Source organism: Tenacibaculum ascidiaceicola (genome assembly GCF_047470925.1).
GTDB classification, from domain to species: Bacteria; Bacteroidota; Bacteroidia; order Flavobacteriales; family Flavobacteriaceae; genus Polaribacter; species Polaribacter discolor.
The window spans coordinates 336,711-360,268 of the sequence record NZ_JAZKJP010000005.1 but is presented as its reverse complement, the minus strand read 5'-3'; the positions used below and the strand labels follow the sequence as shown (position 1 = coordinate 360,268).

Sequence of the window (23,558 nt, the reverse complement as noted above, 5' to 3'; positions counted from 1 at the left end):
AAATATAAAAAATAAAAGAGTACTAAGAGTTTAATTCAATAGGGTTAGTTAAATAAGCGTCTGTTTTAAAGACGCTTATTTAGTATTATAGGCTTTAAACAGCACTCACAGGACCAGCAAGCGGAGTTTGAGCAGGTTTGGCAATTCCGTAAACCACTACGACCCCAGAGCCACCACCCCAAGTAGAATAGGCAGGGTCAGGTTTTGCTTCCATTACCGTTTGAGGTAAGTTCCAGTTATTGGCACACCAAAGGTTTCCTGCTTGGTCAACAACTACATCGGTCAGCATTTGTATACTACCCGAATGAATGGTGTGAATCACCTCTCCTGTAGTAAAATCTTCGGTACGTCCAGTTGGTGAAGCACCTGCCATAAACGATACGCCTCTTCCCATAAAGTTGGCAACCCAAACATCATCATTCCCATCAATAGATACTCCCCAAGGTGCGTTTAGCTCACCATCTCCGTAAGGTGTTAAATTAGATTCGTGGGTAATTTTATCAATGGTGTCTATAGGTTTAGCATCCGCAGGAATCATAAAAACGGAACCTGTTTTATGTTTGCGCCCCACTGTTTGTTGTAAGTGTGGATATCCAAGCGCAAATCCTTCAATAATAGAAACGCCGTCTGTAGTAGTGGTATGAGGAAAGTCTGGACTCGTATTACAGGCTACCCAACAATTTCCTTTAGAATCCAAAGCAACACCGCGTCCGCCACCGGCAAGAATAAAACGTTCTACAGGTCTGTTTTTTTCAGAAGGAGAATAACGAACCAGCGATACACCGTTGGTATTACTAATCCATACACGATTGTTAGTATCTATAGAAGCTGCAAACGGAGCAGAAAGAGATTCATTGAGTTCTTCATTTATAACAACTCTACCCTTAGTAAGGTCACCATCAGGAAAATGAAGTATGATGTTAGATGAGGTTCCAACAATCCAAACATCACCATTCGGAGCTACTCCAATACCTTGCAAGCCTCCAATTTCATTTAAGGCTTCAGCTAAGTGTTCTGGGACTTTTTCAACGATTGGTGAGCCATCTTTTAGTCTATACACTCCAATAGAACCGTTAAAACTCGATACCCAACAGGTATCGTCTTTGGTCACAGCCGTACCCCAGCCGGCACCATCAACACCCATTCCTGTATAACCAGTAACAGGAGGTGATACTAATTTACCTGTGGAGTCCAACTTAACGAGTCCGCCACCAATACCTTGGTACACGCCATTTTGTGATCCAGGCATCCAGTTTAAACCTGTCCATAAGTTTCCTTCTTTATCAAGAGAAAGTTTTCCCGGTGCGCAGATTCCTCCTTGACCAAAGGCTAAAATCATAGCAAAATCTTCTGGAGCAAAACTTAAATAAGGTAGAAAAGGAGCATTGCGTCTACTAACAGAAACTTTACTGTCAGGTTTAGCAGGAAAACCATCTTTTGGTGATGGATAGGCTTTGTCAAAAAGATGAAATAAACCTGTTGGATGCAACCAAGGAGATTGGGCAATATCAATCATAGCTTCGGCAGTATTTTGAGGTTTTTTACCTCCTAAAGGTGTTGAGTACTTCATGAAGTTTTTCTTCCAGTCGTATCCTTCAACTTCTACCGTGCCGTAGGCTGTGATTAATGCTGCTAATGTATTTAATCGCGCTAGTGTTTCGTTTTGTGTGATGTTGAAAGGATCCATTAATACCTCTCCATACGTTCCTGTTACAGGATTGATAAGGTTAGGAGTGTTTTTAGCGGCAATTTTGATTCCATGTAGATTTCCGGTTAACTGAAGCCCGTTAAAAAACTGAGCACAGGTAAAAGCAGATGCTACTGTAGTTAATTCATTTATGACAATTCCATTCTTTGTAATCTTCTCTTTAAAATTAGGAGATAGTACAGAGAGTAGTACTACTTTGGAGTCGTGTAGTTCGGCAGTGATGTAGAGAACAGTGTTTTTTGATTTAGGAGTTGCTTTTATGGTGAATTTACCTTTTGCTTCAGGTGAAATGATATGCTCACCAATAGCATCTTTATTGTTTGCTTCCCATAATTTTACAATTGCAGTAACATTATTAGATTGGTTAAATGATACATCTCCTTTAATAGTGGTTTGATTAGACATAGCTTTAGTTAGTTTTAATGTTGAAAAAAATTGTTTTAGCGATTAAATTGTCAGTAGATTCTAACACGTGAGTTTAATGGCAAAACATTTTCAAATTACTAATAACTAATTTATATATGTACTATTGATGTTCTTATGTAGTAATATTAAGGAATAAAAGTGCTTTTTTAAAGTATAAAATAAAAGCTTAAGCAGTTTGATTCTTTTAACCAGCTGAAGCTTTATTAAAGCCAACGGTTTCTCTGTAAAGTTGTGGAGATATATCTACGTTTTTTTTGAAAAACCTACTGAAATAGTATTGGTCATCATAGCCTAACTCATATGCAATTTCTTTGATAGTTTTATTGGTTAGGTATAACTCTCTTTTAGCTTCAATAATGATGCGTTCTGAGATTAAGTTGGTTAAAGTTTTGTTGAAGTGGGTTTTGGTGAGCTTTGTTAAAGCTTTTGGTGTAATTGCTAGCATTTTAGCATATTCATTAGCAGAATGTTTTGTTTTGTAATGTGTTTCAATGTAATTCTTTAAATTCTGTAAAATGAAAGGGGTTTCTTCGGTATTATTTGTTGCTGTGTTTTCTTTGGTTTGTTGTGCCGTTTTTAGTCTTGAAGCTGTTATTAAAAATATTTTTAAATAGGAGATTAATAATTCATATTGAGCTAAAGCTGACTTTTTTATTTCGTCTTTGAACTGTTCTATTATCATTTCAAAATTAGCAGTAGTTTTTTCTTCAACTTGAACCATTGGCGAACTGTAAATATTATTAAATAGGACTCCATGACAAGCAACGTCTTTATGATGTTTGTGAATACAGAAAAAATCAGGATGAAAATGAATTATTACGCCACTGATATCTGTTTTAGCACAAAGGATAAACGGTTGATAAGGTGAAAAAGACAACAACGTATTCTCATTAAAATCGTATTCGGAAAAATCAGCTTTGAGTATTCCTTTACCCTTTTGTATCCAAATAAGCGAATAATAATTTAGTCTTTGAATATGATCAAAAGGATTTCCTTTTTCTAAATGATATATTTTAAATGCAAGATTTCCCGTTTGCGAATTAATGAGGGTGAAGTTGTTGTTTTGCATCATGATAGAATGTTTTATATAAGTTTTCTTTCGTTTTCTGCAATTTTTAAATCGTTTATACTGGCATAGCGTTTTTGCATAAGTCCATTTTCATTAAACTCCCAAAGTTCGTTACCGTATGCTCTGTACCATTGGTCGTTTTTATCTTGAAATTCATACTCGAATCTAACAGCCATTCTATTTCCTCTAAAACCCCAAAGCTCTTTTTTTAGTTTATAATGCTTTTCTTCTTCCCATTTTTTGGTTAAAAAGGTAACAATTTCTTCTCGTCCATTAATAAATTGTGTTCTGTTTCTCCATTCAGAATCTATGGTGTATGCTTTTGATACCTGTATTGGATCTTTGGAGTTCCATGCGTCTTCTGCTTTTTGTACTTTTTCAAGTGCAGATTCAAAAGTAAATGGTGGGAGCGGATATTTTTTTTCTTCTTGATTCATTTCTAAATAGGTTGAAGGTTGAAAATAAAGGAAATATGAAAATCATATTTCCTTTATTTATTTAAATAGTTTCAGCTAAAGGAAAATCTACAGGTACCTTAGTAAGGTTGTGTAAATAGTTCATAGCTGTCTTATCACTCACTTGTAGTATTAGATCTACAAGGTTTTCTTTAGTATACCCTTGAGCAAAGAAGTCTTCTACATTTTCATTTTTAGCTCTACCTCTGTTTTGAGTAATATCAGCCGCTAATTTTACCAATGCATTTAGTTTCGCGTTTTCACTTCCTCCTTTTCTGATATTTAATAATTGTTCATCATTAAATCCATTCATTTTCCCCAGTACTAAATGTGCACTTTGACAATAGATACACTCATTTACTTGACTAACAATAAGGTTTACAGCTTCTTTTTCTTTATTGGTTAAAGATGTTTTAGCATTTTGATAGTCTAAAAATCTTTTTAAACCATTGTTTGAATACCCTATAGTTGCATATAAGTTTGGTACAAAACCTAATGCGTTGTTTAAACTGTCAAATATCTCTTTATTGGTTTGAGATACTTCATTTCTTGTAGGAACGTTAAATCCTGTTGCAGTTATATTTTCCATTTTTTCTATTATTAAAATTGTATGTCAATATTGACGTTACAAAGTTGATGAAGAAAGCAATGGTTTAAAATGGATAATTATCGTTAATGAATGGATAATTTTCTTAACAAAGGCTTTTATTGTATAGAAGTTATTATAATGAATGTGTTTTTAACACAGAAAAATAAGAGCTGTGGTAGCTTGACTAATAGTATTTTAGTTTGTGAAGTTTATCTTAGGTTTTTTTTACTCCACTCCATTATCATAGTTAAGTTTTCTTTTAAAGATTTTCCTTTTTTAGTTAGGCTGTACTCAACTTTAGGAGGGATTACGGGATATACTTTCCTATTTACTATGTTTAATTTTTCGAGGTCTTTTAATTGTTGAGATAACATTTTTTGACTAATACCATCAATAGCTTTATCTAGTTCGTTAAACCTCATTACTTCGTTTAAAAGTAAAAGCCAAATGATTACAGGTTTCCATTTTCCTCCAATTTGTTCCATAAATATGGTTATTGGACACTCTTTAGCTTGCTGATATTTTTTTTCAATTATTTTTTCTTCTGTTTTCATATAAAAATACATTTTTCCGACTTGTAGGTCAGTTACTTACCAAAAGGTAAGTACTTGTCAAATGTAAAGTTATTCGCCAATTTTGCAAAAAAAACATATGATGAATAATAAAATTATAGTAATTACAGGTGGAACATCAGGGATTGGTTTTGCTTGTGCAGAATACTTGTTAAGTTTAAATTATAGAGTAATAATAACAGGAAGAACAAAAGAGAATTTAGATAAAGCTGTTGCTGATTTAGGGAATAATTCAGTAGGTGTTTTATCAGATACATCTTCATTAGTTGAGATTGATAATTTAGTAGCTAAAGTTAAAAATGAGTTTGGAAAGATTGATGGATTGTTTGTAAACGCAGGTATTTTTAAAGCTTCTAGTTTTGAAGAAACTTCTGAACAACTATTTGATGAAACAATGAACATTAATTTTAAAGGAGCTTTTTTTACAGTTCAAAAATTTATTCCAATTCTTAAAAACCCTTCAAGTGTTGTTTTAAATACTTCTATTGTTGTTTTTAAATCTTTTTCTAATACAAGTGTATACACAGCTAGTAAAGCTGCTTTGGAAAGTATAGCAAGAGTTTTAAATATTGAACTTGCAGATAAAGGAATTAGGGTAAATGTGGTGAGTCCAGGAGTTACAGAGAGTCCAATTCAGAAAAAATCTGGGATGAGTGATGAGGCTATTGACAATCTTTTAGAGCATTTTTCAAGTACTTCTCCTATTGGTAGAATTGTTCAGCCAACAGATATTGCTCCAATTGTTGAATTTCTACTTTCAGATAAATCACAAGTTTTAAGAAATGAGAAAATTATTGTTGATGGTGGAACGTCGCTTTAATTTTTAAATACCAATAATTGCTTATGCAAGAGGACATATATAAATGGGCTTTTAGCCTGTTTATATTGTTTATAAGGGAAAATGTTTAGTACGTTACTCTCTTATCTTTAAAATTGTTTCGGTGCCTGAGTAGCTCAATTTAATGTTTGCCCAACTAGCTTTAGAAGGGGTTTGAGTAGGATACCAGTTTCTGTTAGTTTTAACGATGATTAATAATCCGTTGTCATCGCCAATAGCTGTAAATGTTTCACTATTATGATTTTTTTCGAATAGATGTAGTCCATAGGTGTCAATTAAATATTTTCCATAAACATCAGGTTGGTCTTTAACAATTCCAAACTCACTTATATTTAAGATTTGATTGCTATTGAACTGCGTTGTAGTAGCATTATCCAAATCGTGTCGAGCAATAAACTCTAATATATTTCCAACGGCATCAAAAAAATATACTGAATAGGCATTCCAATTCTCGAAGTTGGTAATGAATTCCTCATTTTCTTTTTTTATAAAATCAAACTTGTTTGTTGACCAGTTAATAGCTTCTTGCAATTTGTTTTTGGGGATGTTAAAAGCTAAATGATATGCGGGTAAGTTTTTTTCAGAGTCTTCTATGAATTTTAAATAGGATGTACCAGCTTTGACACATATCGATTTATTATCAATCTGTGTAGTTGGAAGCTCCATGATATTTTTATAAAAAGCCTTAACAGGTTTTATATCAGTTGTTTTAATTTCAATCTCGTTTAATGTCATCTTGGTAGCTTTTAAATTTTGAATTAACTTTAATTAAGTAAAAGCATAATGTTTTACCATTCTCTGATATTTCCTTGATGCCAAAAATATCCACTCTTAGAATTGTTAGTTATTAAATTTCTAACATCTGTTGCAACATCGTTAGGTTTTCTAGAAGCTTCATTTCCTCCCATATCGGTTTGTGTCCATCCAGGGTCAAGAGCAGAAACAATTATTTGTTGTTTTTCGAGTCTTTTAGCTAATAGTTTTGTGTACATATTCAAAGCAGCTTTTGACATTTTATAATGAGGTTGAAATTCATCAAAATTCTTTTCGCTAAAAGAACCCCAGTCAGATGTAATGTTAACTATTTGTCCACCTCTTTTAAAGTTAGTAATTAATTTTTCGGTTAATTCAATTGTTCCAAATAAATTTACATTAAACGTTTGTTTTAATTGTTCCATGTTTATGGATGCATCGTTCCAGTTTTCTAATAAGATACCAGCATTGTTAATAAGAAAGTCAATCTTGGTGTTTTCAATCTTTTTTATAAAATTATCTATGGAATCACTTTTTGAAAGATTTAGCTGATAGGCTTCAAAATTTGACTTTGTAATTGGAGAGTTTCCAGAAGTAGAGGTTCCAATAATTTTATAGTTGAGGTTTTCAGTTAATAGATTAGCAATAGCAAATCCAATTCCTCTACTGCACCCAGTTATTATTCCAGTTTTCATTATCGGTTAGGTTTTTAAAGTGTTAGTGTATCAAACCTATTGAAAATTATACCTGTTAGGGAGGTAATAGCATAGTTATTTTATAGGTTTCTATAGTTTTTAGCTATGAATACCATTAGCAAAAGAGTTATATAATTACTTTGATGATTTGTTTTTGTTGGGTATTGAAAATAAAAAACTCCCAATATGTTATTGAGAGTTTTTGTAATTATTAATCAACTTTTTTAAATACTAACAAGGTTTTATCAGGATTTAAAAGCGTTAGTCGGTTGTTTGCTATTTTATAAGAAATGGTACTTGCTAGGGCTTTAGTAAATTCTTGTTCTTTTTTGCCTCCTTTAAGGCATAACATTTCTGTTGAGGCAATATTAGTAAATCGAATTCTTTCTCTTTCAGAAAAAAGTTTACCTGTAACTCTGTTACACCCTGAAGTTCCCATAAAGGTGTTTTTAACAGTATTTATTTCTATATATGGTAATTCTTTTCCGAAATCTTCTTTACTAACCTTTGTACCATTTAATTCTTCTAATGCCCAGATATCGTGTAATCGATAGTTGGTGATGTATTGCCCACACCCTTCTAAGGTAGTGTAATCAGTATCTTTTTCTTTTTTATAGTTAATAGTTACTGAGTAAGGGAATGATTTACCAGACATAGCATTGATACATTCCATTTGATTAATTTGAATACGAACCTCAGCTAATTCAGTTTGTAAATTATACATTTTTACATTACTGTCTTGAGCATAGATAGGTTCTGTATGCGGTATAATAATAGAATCTGAATCATGAAGTGTTTTTAGCTTAATCATGTTATCAGAAATGGTTAAGTTCCAAAAAGGTTCAACTCCATGTGCTTTGAAATAAGCATCAGTAATTGTTTTTTTCGAAGTTGCAATTGATGTTTTTTGAACAGAATCAGTAGTAACTGTTTTGTTTATAGGAGTTTTTTTATCTTTTTTATTAGAACATGCTGAAATTGCTATGCAGGCACTAAGAAGTATAGGTATAAGGTTTTTCATAAGTAAGCTTGTTTTATAGTATGTTAAATATAGGGGAATATTTTAATATTTGTAATTGGTAAATATTGATGTTTTTAGTTGTTTTGTGTTGTTGTTCAGTTGTTTATGTGTTAGTTGAGTGAGAGGTTTATTTGCTTTATAGTCTGTATGTTTTAAAATAGATGTATAGACTGTAAAAAGGTTGCGTTACTCCATAACTTTATCAATTATTTTGTTAGAAAGCTCGTTTAAATCACCTTGAGATTGATTATTAATAATATTTGTTACTAAAAAAATGCCAACTTTCTGGTTAGGGTAAAGAGCAGCCCAAGAAGAATGACCAAAAGTTCCGCCATTATGATAAAGCATTTTTTTGTGGCTATCATAATTATAAGTATTCCAAGCATAGGCTCTACCATGTTGGTTGTTATCAGCTAACTTATTCATGGCTTGTTTTATAACTGGATTATTACTTTCTAAATACATTTTAAGGTAGTTTTGTATTGAGCTTGTAGAGGAAACCAAACTTCCTGCATGCTTGTAAAAACTGTTTATTAAAGGCATAGGTTGTTGTTCATTATTCATGCCTTTTAAAACAGGAAGCTTGTTGTTTGTGTTATAGCTTGTTTGTTGTTCTTTTGAGCGAAAGAAAACGTATTTTTCTAATAGTTCTTGAAAAGATAACTGATAAACGTTTTCTAATATATATCCAACAAGTTGTACTCCGGCATTTGAATAGTTATAATCTTTTCCGGTTGCGTGAGTTAGTTTTATGTTTTTTAATTTGGTAAAGAAATCTTCTTTGGTAAAAGACTCAAAACATTTAATTTGTTCTTCTACAGGAGCATTGTTGTCTGTACAATTAATGTTGAGAGGAAGTCCAGAAGTATGAGTTATTAAATGACGTAAGGTTATAGGAGTATTATTGTGTAGTTTTAAGTTAGGGTAACTGTCATGTAGATATGTTTGTATGTTATTTTCAAGATTAACTTTTTTATCATAATCAGCTTGAGAAAGTAATAACCCTGTATAGGTTTTGGTTAAAGACCCTATTTCATATAGGGTTTCATTGGTTGCTTTACTTTTATCAATTAACTCACCGAAGTGAAATTGATGTGATACTCCATCTATGTATAGAACACAAGATAAAGAGGTATATGGAGGTTTTAAAAAATTATTCACCTCTTTGTTTACAATGTTGTTTATTTTCTCTGTAGTTAAAGGCTTAGTATTTTTTGAATTACAACTATTAAAAAGAATGAAAACTGTTAGAATGATTATTTTTTTCATTTTGTGCTGAGAGTTTTGTTATTAGAGGTAGTAGAATTAAAATTTAAGACAGAAATAGCTAAAAGAGCATAAAAAAAACTCACAATACTCTTAAGTATTGTAAGTTTTTAAATGGAAAAAGTTTGCTATTATTTTAAGACTGTAAACTCTATACTAGAGTCTGTAAATACAGAATGTGTTTGTGTTTTAAAGTCTTTTTCGTCTGCTTTGTAAATATTGTCTACATAGGTTTGAGGATTCAAGTCAATTAAAGGAAACCAAGTGCTTTGCACTTGTATTTGTACTTTGTGTCCCTTTTTAAACGTATGAAAAACATCTTGTAGTTTAATATTTACAGCTGTTTTCTTATTTGGAGTAAATGGTTCTGGATTTGAAAAACTGTTTCTAAAACGTCCACGCATTACTTCACTACGTACCATTAAATGATAGTTGCTCAGTTTTAAATGTGGTTGCATTTCTTTGTTGTCATTTTTTAGATCAGCAGGATGCACATCAACAACTTTAACAATCCAATCGGCAGCAGAACCAGTGGTAGCTACTTGTAATTTTGCTAAAATATCACCTGCAAGTGTAAAGTCTTCGGTTAAAACATCTGTTTCATAAACGAGTACATCAGGTCTACGAGCAGCAAAACGCTGATCATCTGTCATATATTTACGCGGAGTAAATACTGTTTTAATATCTTCTGAATAAGGTACAGGTCGCTTAATGTCACTAATAAAACTAACCTTGTTATTTCCTTTTTGAGTTGCTGTTAATTCTTGGTTTTCTGAAAGGAAAAATGTTTGTTTTTGAGCATTTTTTGGTGGCCATGCATCGTAAGATTTCCACGTTTTTTTACCTGTATCAAAAACATAAGCTTCTGGTAATCCTGAGTTTTTAGAACCATCACCTTTTAAGAAGTGATTGAAGAATTTGGTTTCTACCTCTTTTTGAAATTTTAAAGAGATTGAGTCACCAAAGTAATAGTTACCAACTTTGTTAGCTACTTTATTTCTAGACCATCCGCCATGATCCCAAGGTCCAAAAACGATTGTATTATAGTTGTTTGGTTGATTTTTTTCAATGTTTTTGTAGGTTTCTAATGGACCATACAAGTCTTCAGCATCAAATTCACCTCCAACAATCATCGTGGCTACAGTAGAAGGGACTTTATCTAAATGTTGAATGATTCCTTTACTTTTCCATACTGAGTCATAATTAGGGTGCTCTACAATTTCTTTCCAAAAGAAATCATCAATACGCTCTTTATTTTCAACAACTTTGGTATCTAACTTATCGTACTGAAAATATTCGTTTAAGTTTTTAAGAGGTCCTTTATCTAAGAAAAACTGATATTGGTCTTGAGTTTTCATATCAGGAAATGAGTACCAAGCTGAATCGGTAGGTTGATCTTTGTATGTACCAAATAAAGAAATGGCTTTAAAGTAGCTCAATAAGAAAGCTCCGTTATGGTGGAAATCATCAAAAAAGAAATCTCCAATACAAGCTTGTGGTGAAGCAGCTTTTAAAGCTGGATGTGCATCAATAGTTGAAACAGTAGCGTAGTGACCAGGATATGAAATTCCCCATGTACCTACCTTACCATTATTGTTTGCTACATTATTAACTAACCAATCAATAGTGTCATAGGTATCTGTAGTTTCATCGGTTTGTTTTTCTGTTTTATTTGGAATGTATGCACGCATGTTGTCGTATACTCCTTCACTCATCCAACGTCCGCGAACATCTTGATATACGATAATGTTACCCTCTTTCATTAAAACTGGGTTTGGACCAATTTTTTTTCTGAATTTATCTTCTCCATAAGGTTGACAACTATACGGAGTACGTTGTAGTAGAATAGGGTAGGCTTTACTGGTGTCTTTTGGTGAGTAGATAGTGGCATGAAGTTTTACGCCATCTCTCATTGTAATTTTCACCTCTTTTTTAGTGTAATGGTCTTTTACGTAAGTGTTTTCTGTCTTTTCAGCTTTCTTTGCTGTTGTTTTTTTTGTGCAGCTAGCAAATGAGATTACTAGTATAAATAATAGAAGTAAGTTTTTTTTCATTATAGTTTTTTAGTAGATGGAAGGTAAATGTAAAAAAAAATAACAGCAACCTATTAGATTGCTGTTATTTAAGAAAAATTATTTATTTGGATTTAGAATAGTGTCTATTCTATCTACTGCATCTTGTAAGTGGTAACGAGTTATGGTGTTACGAGCAGAAGGAATACTTCTTTTAATGTCTCTTTGTAAACGTTTTAATTCTCCTCTTACTACAGGTTTAATATCTGATTGATTAATAGTAACGGCTGTTTGCTTAAAGTAACCTCTGTCGCTTTTAGCAGCTTTTTGATCTTTCGCTTTATTTAGTAAAAAGTCTAATCTGTCTAAATGTGCACGTTGTAGGTTTCTACGATACGGATCTATAGTTTTGTTAGCATATACTTCACTCCAAATACCTTTGCGTAAATCTCCCATCATTTGAAGAAGTGTGTAAGCTTTATTACCATTCAGCGTTTCGTTTTCAATCATACGTGTTAATCTTCCAGTTTTTAAAACTCTATTTAACGTTCGTACCTGTAAACCTCTAATACGCTCAATAACACCTGAGTGTTGTGTTTTACTAATAATGTTTTCGTCAATTAACCAATTTGGAGTTTTAAATAACTCATCATTTACAAATTGTAACGCTCTTTTTTGGTGTTCTTTTGGAACGTGAATGTATACAGCACCATCTTGATCGGAAGTTTTAAAGTATTCATATACACCACCAATATTAGAACTTACGTGTCCCATGTATCTGTTAAACTGTCCAACTACTTGTCCGTACATAGTTTTAAGTTCTTCGTAGGTTTCACCATCTTCGGTAGTCCACTCTTCTAAACGAGGTAAAATACGTTGTAGGTTTTTAATACCATAAGCACTCGCTTTCATAGCATCGTCTCCTAAGTCTTCTGTTTGTGAACTAGGATCAATAATGTTACGAACTTGTTGGTGTCCAAATCTGTAAACAGGATTTCCAGCTTTCTCTTTAATCCACTTATTTAATACAGATTTTTCTTCCTTAGCAGATTTATCTAAGATTGGTCTATATCCCCAATTGATAGCATACTTGTCGTAAGGACCAATATTAGGCATTAATGCCACACCTTTGTCTTCTGGTTGTGCCACGTAGTTAAAACGAGCATAGTCCATAATTGAAGGAGCAGTTCCATTTTTCTTAGTGAATTCAGCTGAACGTAAAGAATCTACAGGATAAGCAACTGAGCTTCCCATGTTATGAGGGAGTCCTAGTGTATGTCCAACTTCGTGAGAAGAAACGAAACGAATAAGACGTCCCATAATTTCATCTTTAAACTTATTTGTTCTTGCTTCTGGATTAATAGCTGCTGTTTGTACAAAATACCAGTTGTGTAATAAGGTCATTACATTGTGGTACCAGTTAATGTCTGATTCTAAAATCTCTCCAGAACGAGGATCACTAACGTGAGGTCCGTTTGCATTAGGAATTGGAGAAGCTAAGTAGCGAACTACAGAATAACGTACATCTTCAGGACTCCAATCTGGGTTTTCTTCTTTAGTAGGTGCATCTTTAGCTATAATAGCATTTTTAAATCCAGCAGCCTCAAAAGCAACTTGCCAATCTTCAATACCTTGTTTAATATATTTACGCCACTTTTTTGGTGTAGCTCTATCAATGTAGTATACAATTTGTTTTTTAGGTTCTACTAATTCACCTCTTTTAAACTTTTCAAGATCTTCATCTTTTACTTCTAAACGCCATCTGTCTAAGTAGGTAACTGATTTACTTTTCTGAGCATCTAAACCATAATCTGTTTGAGAACTAGTAAACCATCCAACACGCTCATCAAAATAACGTCTTTTCATAGGGGTTTTAGGAAGTAAAATCATAGAGTTACTTAACTCCATAGTTACAGAACCTACACTTGAATTCGAAGGAGGATTTCCTGCAATGTATGTTTTAACGTTTCTAACTTCTATGTTTTGAGGATAACTACTAATTCTATCTATATAAGACCTGCTTTTATCCATTTTAGAAATCTTATAGCGTTTTCTACTTCTTTGAGGGAAAGCAATTGCTTTTACATCACCTTCAAAAAGTGGACTAGCATCAATTACAGTAGCTGTTGAGTCTTTGCTAAATGCTTTGATTGGAAAGGCATATAAGATAGGTTCAAAATTAGAGTTTACAACGGCTTCGTGTACCGGTAAAATTGTGTCTGCTACAACATTGTGAGAAACTACTTTTAGTAAAATTTGCTTCTTGTTTTTTACCCAACGTAACACTTGTGTATTTTGTTTTCCACCTCCAAAACCAATTCCGCTAGCTGTTTTGGCTATTCTGGTAACCATTAGCATTTCTCGGTTTAGAAGAGAATCTGGAATTTCAAATAAATATTTAGAGTCTTTTGAGTGAACTTTAAACAAACCTTCGTCTGTTTTGTGTTTTTTGGTAACAACTTTTTCGTAAGGTTGTATACCGCCCTTTTTAGGTTTGTCTTTTTTAGTGGTAGTCTCTTTTTTTGCGTTTTTTTTCTTCTTTCGTTGTGCTTCTGCATTCAAAGAAACTCCTAAAGCAAGAAATACCACTAAAATAGTTGAAAGTATTTTTTTAGTCATTGTAAAAATTAATTGAATAAATAAGGGCGGAAATTAGTAAAACTACTTTCGGTATTATCTTAATTAATTGTTAAAGGGAAGTTAAACTAAATGGTGTGAGTAGTTTATACTTCATAATTCATATTAGGTGATAACTTAGTCGTTTTTTTACGCTCTATTTTTTTTCTCACTTTTTTTAATCCCTTGTTTACAACATCTTTCATTTTCTGTAGTTGTTCTTGTAGAGTTTCTTGAGTAAAAGTTTTAGGTTCTTTTTTTTCTAAAAGCTTATTAATTCTTTTAACTTGATTCTTTTTGTTGAAATCAACCAGTTTAAATTTCGCACCTGCAGAAAAAGCTCCCATTACAGCATTAGTTTCAACTAAATAAACTTTGTCAGCTTCTAAATTAGCTTCTAACACATCAATGTTTTCAGCTTTAATCCAAAAAACTTTTTCTCCTGGATCACATTCATAACGTAAATAGTTAACACCATTAAATCTTCCTAGATAATTTTCTTTATCAAAATACCTAATGTTCATTAAAGCTCCTAAACCAGTTGTTCTTAGAAAGTAAATTACAGACTTTCCTTTAGCAGGAGGGATAATTTTTTCAGTTTGTATTTGAGAAAAGGCTTGAAGTGATAAAAATAATAGTAATAGAAAAGTAATGTTTTTTTTCATTTTGGGTTTTTATTTAAATTAATTAGGGAATAAATCTAGTTAAAAATTATGATTTTATTTTTCTTGTTAGTTGTGTTTATAATGTAGTTTTCAGTTTTTTACTGTATTGTAGTGTAAATAAAACCCCGTACCTTTGCAGCGGCATGAGAATAAGACGACTTTCAGATTGGTTACCGACTACAAAAAAGGAGGTGAAGTTAAGAGGATGGGATGAATTAGATGTAATCCTATTCAGTGGAGATGCATACGTAGATCATCCATCATTTGGTCCTGCAGTAATTGGGCGTATTTTAGAGAGTTATGGCTTGCGTGTGGCAATTGTTCCGCAACCAAGTGTACATGACAATTTGCAAGATTTTGAGAAGTTAGGAACTCCAAGGTTATTCTTTGCAGTAACAGGAGGTTGTATGGATCCGATGGTAAGTAATTACACGGCTAGTAAACGTCGTCGTGATAAAGATGCCTACACTCCTAATGGAGATAAAGGGTTCAGACCTGATTATGCAACTTCAGTATATTCTAAAATCCTAAAAGAAAAGTTTCCAGATGTTCCTGTGTTAATTGGAGGAATAGAAGCTTCGCTACGTCGTGTTACACATTACGATTACTGGTCTGATAAATTATTACCAACGATTTTAGAAACTTCTAAAGCCGATATGTTGGTATACGGAATGGGTGAGCAGCCACTAAGAGAAATTGTGGAGTTGTTGCAAAAAGGAGTGCCATTTTCGAGTTTAAAAACTATTAAGCAGACAGCTGTTTTATTAGAAGAAGATGAGAAAACTCCAAAAAATAAGAACTGGGACGATGTAGAAATTAGTTCGCATGAAGTTTGTTTGAAAGATAAGAAAGCTTATGCTTCTAACTTTAAAGTGATAGAGCAGGAGTCGAACAAATTATATGCACGTCGTATTTTTCAAAAGGTAGGGAATAAAAAGCTGATGATTAATCCGCCGTTTCCAACAATGACGGAGGAAGAAATTGATGCTTCATTCGATTTACCTTTTACACGATTACCACATCCAAAGTATAATAAACGTGGACCGATACCCGCGTTTGAAATGATTAAGTTTTCTATTAATATTCACCGAGGATGTTTTGGAGGGTGTAGTTTTTGTACTATTTCAGCGCACCAAGGAAAATTTATTGCGAGTAGAAGTCAAGAGTCTGTTTTAAAGGAAGTGGATCAAGTTGCCCAAATGGATGACTTTAAAGGGTACTTATCAGATATTGGAGGACCGTCGGCGAATATGTACAAAATGAAAGGTAAAGTACAATCGATTTGTGACAAATGTGTTGCACCGTCGTGTATATCACCTGTTATTTGTAGCAATTTAGATACATCACACAAACCCTTAACTGAGTTATATCAAGCTGTTGATGCACATCCGAAGGTGAAAAAATCATTTATTGGTAGTGGAATTCGACATGATATGTTAGTGCCTGAATTCAATAAAAATGCTGATCCTAAGGAGTTAGATGCATATACTGAAGAAGTAATGACTAAACACGTTTCAGGTAGACTTAAAGTTGCTCCTGAGCATACATCTGATCCAGTATTAAAGTTAATGCGTAAGCCTTCGTTTAAGTATTTTCATTTATTTAAAGATAGGTTCGATCGTATTAATATTAAAAAGAAATTAAAGCTTCAATTAATACCTTACTTTATATCTAGTCATCCTGCTTGTGAGGCGGAAGATATGGCAAATTTAGCTGCTGAGACCAAAGATATGGGCTTTCAGTTAGAGCAAGTACAAGGGTTTACACCAACACCAATGACGGTTGCTACGGTAATTTATTACAGTGGATACCATCCATATACTTTAAAAGAAGTAAAAACTCCGAAAACTAAAAAGGAGAAGGAAGATCAGCATAAGTTTTTCTTTTGGTATAAAAAGGAAAATAAAAAGTGGATTAAAGATACATTGAACAAAGTTGGGCGTACTGATTTATTGAAAAAGTTACTTCCAGAAGACACTTCTTGGAGAAAAAATAAAGCAGGAAAAGCAAAAAACACCTTTGATGATACTGTAACCTATAAGCCATTAAAACCTTCTAGAAGAAAGAATAAAGGTTTCAAAAAGAAGAGACGATAAAATAAAAATCCGCTGTTAGGCGGATTTTTTATTTATGCTTCATTTTCTAAACGATTTCGTTTCATTTCAAAAGCTTCTGTAGCCTGTTTTATAATTTTTAAGGTGTCAGAAGCTCTTACCATTACATTTTCGAGTTCTTTGTCTAAATCTTTTGATTGGATATCGAATAGTTGAACCTCAACCACACCAATTTTCTCAATTAAACTTTTTTGCGTGTTTTTAATGTCTTCCATTTTAACTAAAACCGCATTCATTGTATCTAGTCTTTTCTGTTCTTGATCTGTCATAAGTTTCTTTTTTAGTTGCATTTAAGATATGAAAAAATCAAGAGTTAAGCAAATTGAGTGATTTTTAATGTGTTGGTATTTAGTGTTTTTGGTAGGGTTTTAAATAAAAGAAGCAGGAGTTTAACTCCTGCTTCTTTATACTATTCTGTAAGTTCTAACACACTGTTTTTTGTGCGAAGTCTTATTTCACTTAGTTTTTCATCAACTAACAATTTTCCGTCTTTAAAAACTTCTCTCAACTCACCTTTTTGTTCTTCTTCCCAGCTTACTTGATCGTTGAGTATATATTCTCCATCTTCTAAAGTTATTTTTAATAATCCTTTGGCAGATTTTTTAGTTCCGTCATCGGTAATTGGATCTTTAAAGATTTCTCTTCCTTCTCCATCTACTTCTCCGTAGGTAGCTTTCATGGCAAATCCAAAAGTATCTCTGGTGTTGTATTGATAAGTAAAAGAACCAATTCCTAGTACTACATTGGTAGAAGCAAATCCTTTTTGTTTTAAGCGTTCACAAATTTGCGTTGCTCTTTCAAGGGTAATACTATCGCCATAAATAGCTCCGATATGACTATCTAGTTCTTTGTATCCTTTTGTATTGGTTGTTCCTCCAAAAACTTCCCAAAGCAGTTGTATAACTCCTTTTTGTTCTTCTTCGGTTTTACCGTTAGGGTTTCCACAGATGATGTCTACAGGATCCCCGCTATCTGGTCTAATTACTACTTTCCCATCTCTAGCCAATACTTCTTCTTTTAGATTCGGTAAATATTCGGTAAGAACCTTCCATAAATCCCAAGTATCAGAAACAATAGAAACAATACCGTTTGGATATACTTCAGTAATTAATCTTTTAAAAGTTTCTTCCTCACCACTGTTAGTTCCCATACACATTACAGAGTGTTCAGTTGCGGCAACAGAACCTCCAATTAATTCGTTGTTAGAATCTGCATTGTAATATTTTTCTAAAAAGTCTACAGCAGGAATTGTGTCTGTACCAGTAAAACTTAATAGGTGACCAGCAGCACTCATTTCAGCAGCTTCTAAACCAGCCATTCCTCTCATAGAAAAGTCGTGCCCTTGCCAATCTACCATTTCAGGAACAGATGAGGTTTCTTGCGCATATTTATCTAATATTTTTCTGTATTGTTTTGCGATGGTTGCAGAATTACATGGTAACCAAACAGTGGTAGATAATAACGTTTCAAAGTAATTGGTTAACCAAAAGAATTCTGGTAATGTATTATACATAGTAAACATTGGTACTCTGATAGGAACTTCAACACCCTCTGGTAATGCTTTAAAAACCATTGGAATGTATCCTAAATCATGTAATGCTGCAATATGTTCAATACCTACAGAGTTTTCACCTAAATAGTTATTGATTCTTCTACTGTATTGTTTACAAATTTCTTCTTTTGGTTTGTTAAAAAAGTTGGTTTGAAAATCTTCAATTATATATTTTTTGATGAAGTATTGCAGTCCGAAAAAAACAACCTTCTCAACTCCTTGAATTCTACTTTTTCTTGGTGTCCAGTTTGAATATACTAACGTAGTATTGTTAGGGTATTGTCTTCTGTGGTCTACTTTATAACCGTCTGTATATAATAATGGGTTCATAGTTTGTTATTTTGTTTGTGTCAAAATTACGCAAATTAAAATAAACTTACAATTAAATTTTTAAAATTTTAGTTTAGATCTTTTAAATATTGACTAAAAAGATTAGATATTTCTTTTATATATTGTTTTCCCTCAACATTTTCTATTATAAAACTAGGAAGGCTTTCAACTCCATACAATCCTGAGTTAATTCCAGTTGTTATAGATGCTACAGAGTCAACATCACCTCCAAGTAAAACAGATTTCTTAAGAGCGTCAAAAGCACTTGTACTATTTTTTAAGATATATAGAACACAACCTGTGGTGTATTTTGAATCTGATGGCATACCGTTAATCCCATCCAAAAAATATGGTTTTCTTATGGGTTGATGTCCGCACAATGTTTCGTAATAATTCTTAGTTAATATCTCATTTGATTTTATCTTGTCAATAGAGGTAAGGTAACTTTTATATTCACTATTTAGATTTACTTTTTCTATACAGTATTTGATAAGGTTTTCTTTATTTCCTTTTTTTACAAGTAAGTACTCAGTAGCTCTTGCAATGCATTGACTACTAAGTATAGCATTTATATTAGGGTGTGTTGCATTAGCATTAATTTCTGCATATTTATTAATGAGATTTGAAGGGATAAAGCCTAATGGAACTGATCTCATAGCAGGAGCATTTCCGGGATTTGGCCTATTTTTTTGAAAGTTTTTAATTTCTTCAATTGTCATTTCTCCAGAGAAAAACCATCTCATTGATCCATGACCATTTCTGCCGTGGCCTTTTTCATGTTTCCCTTTGTTGTATTCATCTTCCCATTTCTCTATTAATAAATTTTCATTAAACTCTTTTTTTGAATAGAGAGCTTTTATGAGTCCAATTGTCATTTCTGTATCATCTGTGTATTGCCAATCGTAATAATTTTCTGTAAAAGCACTTAACTTATCAGTTGAGACCTTAATTAAATGGCGTACGTTGATGAATTTGGTAAAATCTACATTTTTTTGAATCCAATTTCTATCTTGAAATTCTAAACCAGCACCAAAAGCGTCTCCTATAGCTATACCCAGTAAAACATTGTATAAATTCACAATCTTATGTTTAATTATATCCAAACTTTTGTAGTCAAATGCTTATGAATTTTTGTTTAATAAATCTCTAACTTCCATTAAGGTATAACCTAACAAATTGTGTCCTTTCCATAAGTTAGGGTTTGAAACGTCAGGATTGTCAGCAGCCATACCAACTCCCCATATAGAGTCTACAGGACTAGCTTCTACAATAATTCTATCTTTTGTATTTAATAAAAACTCTTTTAAGTCTTTATTTTGAGAGAATTTAGCGTAGTTGGCTTTTACGACAATTTCGAATTTGTGTTGATCCCATACTTCAGGAGAAAAGTTTTTAACCTTTCTTCCTAGTTTTTTTACTTGATGAGGTGTATTAACAGAAAGGATTTCTTGTAATGTTTCTTCATCATTAAAAACTTTTGCTTTACCTGCCATCATATAATGTTCAGCAGTAGGGTAGGTAATGCCATTGATTTCAAAAGAAGATTTCCACCACTGGCTGAAACAGCTTTTACCGACGCTTCCATCTTTGTTGGGTTGATGTCCCCAAAAGAAGAGGAATTTTAAAGATTCGTTGTTGTTGTAACGTGTTATTATTGTTTTGTTATTATATTTCATAATATTATTATTAAGATGAGTTTATGAAGAAGTCTTAATTCCTTCCTTTTTCGTTTGAATACAAAGTTTTTACTTGGTCGCTTTGCCAAAATTCTTTACTGTCGATATCCATAATTGTTAAATATCCTGTAAATGCAGCGCCAGTATTAATGTTCCATAAGTTTAAAGCGTTTATGGGTATTGATGAATTATATCGTATGGTAGGAGTATGACCTATATATATTTCCGAATAGTGTGTAAACCTTTCAGGATATAATTCTGATTCTTTAGGTAAATCTTTATCGGTAGCTAAAGCAGTTTCCCATAGCGTTCTATCAAAATGATAATTCAATTTGAAAGTTTCTTTTTCAACTCCATGCATAGAGGTAAAACCAGCATGAATAAACAAACGATTTTTACTATCGATATGGTAAGGTTTCATTTGTTGAAAAAATGCTAGATGTTCATGTTTTTGTTCTTCTGAATAAGATCCGTAACTCTTTTTGGTTTCTTCTCCACCATGTACTAACCAAATGGTTTCACCTTCACCAGTTCTCAACCAATCTTCACACCATAAATCATGATTTCCTTTAATGAAAATACATTTATGCTTTTTGTTTAACTCTATTAAAAAATCAATGACTTGTGCAGACTCACTCCAACCGTCCACATAATCACCAAGAAAAATTAAGGTATCTTCTATAGTGATTTTGGCTTTTTTTAAAACTTGGGGTAAGGCTTTTAAGCCTCCATGAATATCACCAATGACAAATGTTTTCATACTATTATAAATCTAAAAATTCAATAAATTCAGCTGGGACAAGGTTGGTTAACCAAACTCCATTTTCAGATAAAAAGAACTCATAACCTTTTTTATACATAGCACCTGACTGAACAGTCAAAATTATAGGTTTACCTCTTCTGCTACCTACTTTTTTAGCAGTTTCTAAGTCAGAACTCAAATGAACATGTTGCCTACTCATTTTTTGCAATCCGTTTTCTTTTATTGAAGGAATAAATTTAGCTACTGTTCCGTGATATAAAAATGGAGGAGGAGTCTTTGTTTCAGTTACTATTGCTACATTCTTTAATGAATGTCCTTGATTTGCTCTTATTTTTGTTTGATTTTCATTTAATGAAAATCGTTGTTTGTCGTTGTTTTTTACGATAAACTCCAATTCATCTTTTGTAAAAGTAACTCCATTGTTACTTGATTTGTTCAAAAGTTCTTCTATTGAAGCCCATCCGCTGCTATCTAATTTTAGCCCAATTTTTTCAGGCTGATGCCTTAATATTAGGCTTAAAAACTTACTTATTCTTTTTGTGTTTTTCTCATTCATTTTTTCAATTTTATTCATAAACGTAAGTAATGTTTGTTACGTTTTTATCGGTTAATTCTCATAACGATATTTTTTGAGAATTGTTGACTTAAGCGAATAATATCATCTTTTCTAACCAATGAATCTATCCACTCTTGAGGTATATTATCTATTCCATAGTACATACCAGCAATAGCTCCAACTACAGTAGCTGTTGTATCAGTATCATCACCTAAATTTACAGCTTTTAAAACTGCTTCGCTATAATTAGAGGCGTTGAGTAAAGACCAAAGCGAAGCTTCTAATGTATGAATAACGTAACCACTAGAATTAATATCATTTTCTTTTAAATTTGATATATTTTGCTTTAAAATTCTTGAAAAATGATTTTGTTCGTAAGAAGAAATATTTCTTTCTGTTAAAAAGAGATTAATTTCATTTTGCATTTTTTTATAAGAATCTATAATTGAAAATCCATTTAAAATATATTCAGCTAATTTTAAATATATTAAACAGGAAATAGCCGATCTTATGTGGGGGTGTGTTAGTGATGAAACATGCCAAATAATATTAAACTGGTCATTTATTTTTTTATCCTTTATGTAAAAGAGTAAAGGAATAATTCTCATTAATGAACCATTACCATTTGTATATTCATCATCAGAATATTTTAAAATTTCTAGTTCTTTATAGTCTTTTTTATTTATGATTTTTGAAAGTTGTTTAATCGCTTTTCGTGTTTGGATTCCGATATCAAAAACATTACCGTGTGGAGTCCATATCTCAGCATTTATCCATTGGATAAATTTATATGAAATATCCACTAAATCGTATCCTTGACATAAACTCTCAGCTAAACAAAAAGTAAGAGAACTGTCATCAGACCAAGTTCCTTTTGGTTGATGATGTGTTCCAAACTCTCTCATAGTTGTTACAGGGTTTTGCTTTAACTCCTGTCTATTTTTAAACTCTACTGGTACCCCTAGGGCATCAGCTACTGCCAATCCAATAAATGTTGATTTTATAATGTTTTTTTTCATAGCAATTTTTTGGTTTTTATAGCAATTTTCCCAATTCAATTTGTATACAATTATCGTTTTCAATAGTTTTAAAACTATCCGTTGTAAAAATTTTGGTAAAGTGTTTTTGAAGCTCATCAAAACCTTTACTAAATATTCCGTGACTTATCGCTAAGTATAAGTTTCCTGCATTCTTAGCTTTTAGTTCTTTAGCTAGCCCTAAAAAAGTTCCGCCACCATCGCAAATATCATCCACAATTAAACAATCTTTTCCTTGTAGGTCATCAGCATATACTTTGAAACCTGTTAGCTGACCAGTCTTTACATTTCGACTTTTTGAACATTCTACTACTTCATAATTTTGAAGATAAGCAGCAACTTTATAAATCTTTTTTAAAGCACCTCCGTCTGGTGAAATTAGATGTAAGTTGTCTGATAATTGTTCTGTAATATGCTCTATGAACTTGTGGTTATCTATAACTTTACAGTTATTCAATAGGGCAGGAGTTACTTCAGAATGTGGGTCGAAAACAGTTACTGACTCAAAGTTTTGTGTGTTTATAATATCTGCATATACTTTTATCGATAAAGGTTCACCTGATACCATTAATCTATCTTGACGTGCAGCAGGAAAATAAGGAAGTACCACATGTAGTTTTTTTATTTCCATATTTTTGAGCGCATTGGTAGCTAATAATAGAGTACCTATATCATTAAAAGACTGAATACGATGTGTAATTGTTACTTCTGTTACATTTTCAAGTTTAGAAATGATTTTAATATGCGGTTCCCCTCCTGAAAAAGTAAAGAAATTATGGTCTATATTGTTTTCTGTTCCGAAAGGAGTAAAGTTTTTGTCTAAGTTTAAAATCATATTGCGTAAT

Annotated in this window: 22 protein-coding genes; 2 read left to right on the top strand and 20 right to left on the bottom strand. The window is 32.3% G+C overall.

Annotation, left to right across the window (positions count from 1 at the left end; translation table 11 throughout):
- Window positions 1-94: 94 nt before the first annotated feature.
- The 5 genes from VBY68_RS06105 to VBY68_RS06085 form a co-directional block, all read right to left on the bottom strand.
- The gene (locus VBY68_RS06105; RefSeq protein ID WP_415269224.1) at window positions 95-2,113 is read right to left on the bottom strand and encodes a Vgb family protein; all 2,019 of its coding nucleotides are present in this window, start codon (window positions 2,111-2,113) and stop codon (window positions 95-97) included.
- 205 nt (window positions 2,114-2,318) lie between these two features.
- Complete coding sequence (locus VBY68_RS06100; protein WP_415269223.1) at window positions 2,319-3,206, bottom strand: helix-turn-helix domain-containing protein; 888 nt, start codon at window positions 3,204-3,206, stop codon at window positions 2,319-2,321.
- Window positions 3,207-3,217: 11 nt separating this feature from the next.
- Window positions 3,218-3,640: a nuclear transport factor 2 family protein gene (locus VBY68_RS06095; RefSeq protein WP_121146090.1), complete on the bottom strand. Its 423-nt coding sequence runs from the start codon at window positions 3,638-3,640 to the stop codon at window positions 3,218-3,220.
- 61 nt (window positions 3,641-3,701) lie between these two features.
- Window positions 3,702-4,247 (bottom strand): carboxymuconolactone decarboxylase family protein, encoded by a 546-nt coding sequence (locus tag VBY68_RS06090; RefSeq protein ID WP_415269222.1) that lies wholly within the window; start codon window positions 4,245-4,247, stop codon window positions 3,702-3,704.
- A 209-nt stretch (window positions 4,248-4,456) separates the two neighbouring features.
- The gene (locus VBY68_RS06085; protein ID WP_099216059.1) at window positions 4,457-4,801 is read right to left on the bottom strand and encodes a winged helix-turn-helix transcriptional regulator; all 345 of its coding nucleotides are present in this window, start codon (window positions 4,799-4,801) and stop codon (window positions 4,457-4,459) included.
- Between the two features lie 97 nt (window positions 4,802-4,898).
- On the opposite strand from VBY68_RS06085, the gene VBY68_RS06080 reads away from it, so the two are divergent.
- Complete coding sequence (locus tag VBY68_RS06080) at window positions 4,899-5,639, top strand: SDR family oxidoreductase (RefSeq protein WP_415269221.1); 741 nt, start codon at window positions 4,899-4,901, stop codon at window positions 5,637-5,639.
- 93 nt (window positions 5,640-5,732) lie between these two features.
- On the opposite strand, the gene VBY68_RS06075 is transcribed toward VBY68_RS06080, so the two are convergent.
- From VBY68_RS06075 to VBY68_RS06045, 7 genes are all read right to left on the bottom strand, one after another.
- On the bottom strand, window positions 5,733-6,392 hold the full coding sequence (locus VBY68_RS06075) for a VOC family protein (protein WP_415269220.1): 660 nt from the start codon (window positions 6,390-6,392) through the stop codon (window positions 5,733-5,735).
- A 53-nt stretch (window positions 6,393-6,445) separates the two neighbouring features.
- Window positions 6,446-7,105, bottom strand: a complete 660-nt coding sequence (locus VBY68_RS06070; RefSeq protein WP_415269219.1) for an SDR family NAD(P)-dependent oxidoreductase — start codon at window positions 7,103-7,105, stop codon at window positions 6,446-6,448.
- A 211-nt stretch (window positions 7,106-7,316) separates the two neighbouring features.
- The gene (locus VBY68_RS06065; protein WP_415269218.1) at window positions 7,317-8,126 is read right to left on the bottom strand and encodes an META domain-containing protein; all 810 of its coding nucleotides are present in this window, start codon (window positions 8,124-8,126) and stop codon (window positions 7,317-7,319) included.
- 186 nt (window positions 8,127-8,312) lie between these two features.
- Entirely contained in the window at window positions 8,313-9,395 is a 1,083-nt protein-coding gene (locus tag VBY68_RS06060; protein WP_415269217.1) for a serine hydrolase domain-containing protein, read from the bottom strand.
- 128 nt (window positions 9,396-9,523) lie between these two features.
- A complete protein-coding gene (locus tag VBY68_RS06055; RefSeq protein ID WP_415269216.1) occupies window positions 9,524-11,446 on the bottom strand; it encodes a CocE/NonD family hydrolase in 1,923 nt (640 codons plus the stop codon).
- 78 nt (window positions 11,447-11,524) lie between these two features.
- Window positions 11,525-14,023, bottom strand: coding sequence for a zinc-dependent metalloprotease (locus VBY68_RS06050; protein WP_121146081.1), 2,499 nt, complete (start codon window positions 14,021-14,023; stop codon window positions 11,525-11,527).
- A gap of 104 nt (window positions 14,024-14,127) precedes the next feature.
- Window positions 14,128-14,685, bottom strand: coding sequence for a hypothetical protein (locus VBY68_RS06045; RefSeq protein WP_121146080.1), 558 nt, complete (start codon window positions 14,683-14,685; stop codon window positions 14,128-14,130).
- 143 nt (window positions 14,686-14,828) lie between these two features.
- Between VBY68_RS06045 and VBY68_RS06040 the strand changes: the two genes are divergently transcribed.
- A complete protein-coding gene (locus tag VBY68_RS06040) occupies window positions 14,829-16,781 on the top strand; it encodes a YgiQ family radical SAM protein (protein ID WP_121146079.1) in 1,953 nt (650 codons plus the stop codon).
- Window positions 16,782-16,813: 32 nt separating this feature from the next.
- On the opposite strand, the gene VBY68_RS06035 is transcribed toward VBY68_RS06040, so the two are convergent.
- From VBY68_RS06035 to prs, 8 genes are all read right to left on the bottom strand, one after another.
- Window positions 16,814-17,068, bottom strand: a complete 255-nt coding sequence (locus VBY68_RS06035) for a hypothetical protein (RefSeq protein WP_099216060.1) — start codon at window positions 17,066-17,068, stop codon at window positions 16,814-16,816.
- Between the two features lie 140 nt (window positions 17,069-17,208).
- A complete protein-coding gene (locus tag VBY68_RS06030; protein ID WP_415269215.1) occupies window positions 17,209-18,681 on the bottom strand; it encodes a nicotinate phosphoribosyltransferase in 1,473 nt (490 codons plus the stop codon).
- Between the two features lie 68 nt (window positions 18,682-18,749).
- Window positions 18,750-19,760, bottom strand: coding sequence for an ADP-ribosylglycohydrolase family protein (locus VBY68_RS06025; RefSeq protein WP_415269214.1), 1,011 nt, complete (start codon window positions 19,758-19,760; stop codon window positions 18,750-18,752).
- A gap of 42 nt (window positions 19,761-19,802) precedes the next feature.
- Window positions 19,803-20,357, bottom strand: a complete 555-nt coding sequence (locus VBY68_RS06020; RefSeq protein ID WP_415269213.1) for an NADAR family protein — start codon at window positions 20,355-20,357, stop codon at window positions 19,803-19,805.
- Window positions 20,358-20,391: 34 nt separating this feature from the next.
- Window positions 20,392-21,117, bottom strand: coding sequence for a metallophosphoesterase (locus tag VBY68_RS06015; RefSeq protein ID WP_415269212.1), 726 nt, complete (start codon window positions 21,115-21,117; stop codon window positions 20,392-20,394).
- Between the two features lie 4 nt (window positions 21,118-21,121).
- Window positions 21,122-21,676, bottom strand: coding sequence for an RNA 2'-phosphotransferase (locus VBY68_RS06010; protein ID WP_273694911.1), 555 nt, complete (start codon window positions 21,674-21,676; stop codon window positions 21,122-21,124).
- Between the two features lie 44 nt (window positions 21,677-21,720).
- The gene (locus tag VBY68_RS06005; protein WP_415269211.1) at window positions 21,721-22,758 is read right to left on the bottom strand and encodes an ADP-ribosylglycohydrolase family protein; all 1,038 of its coding nucleotides are present in this window, start codon (window positions 22,756-22,758) and stop codon (window positions 21,721-21,723) included.
- Entirely contained in the window at window positions 22,712-23,548 is an 837-nt protein-coding gene (gene prs / locus VBY68_RS06000) for a ribose-phosphate diphosphokinase (RefSeq protein WP_415269210.1), read from the bottom strand. Before prs ends, VBY68_RS06005 begins: the two co-directional genes overlap by 47 nt.
- Window positions 23,549-23,558 lie beyond the last annotated feature (10 nt).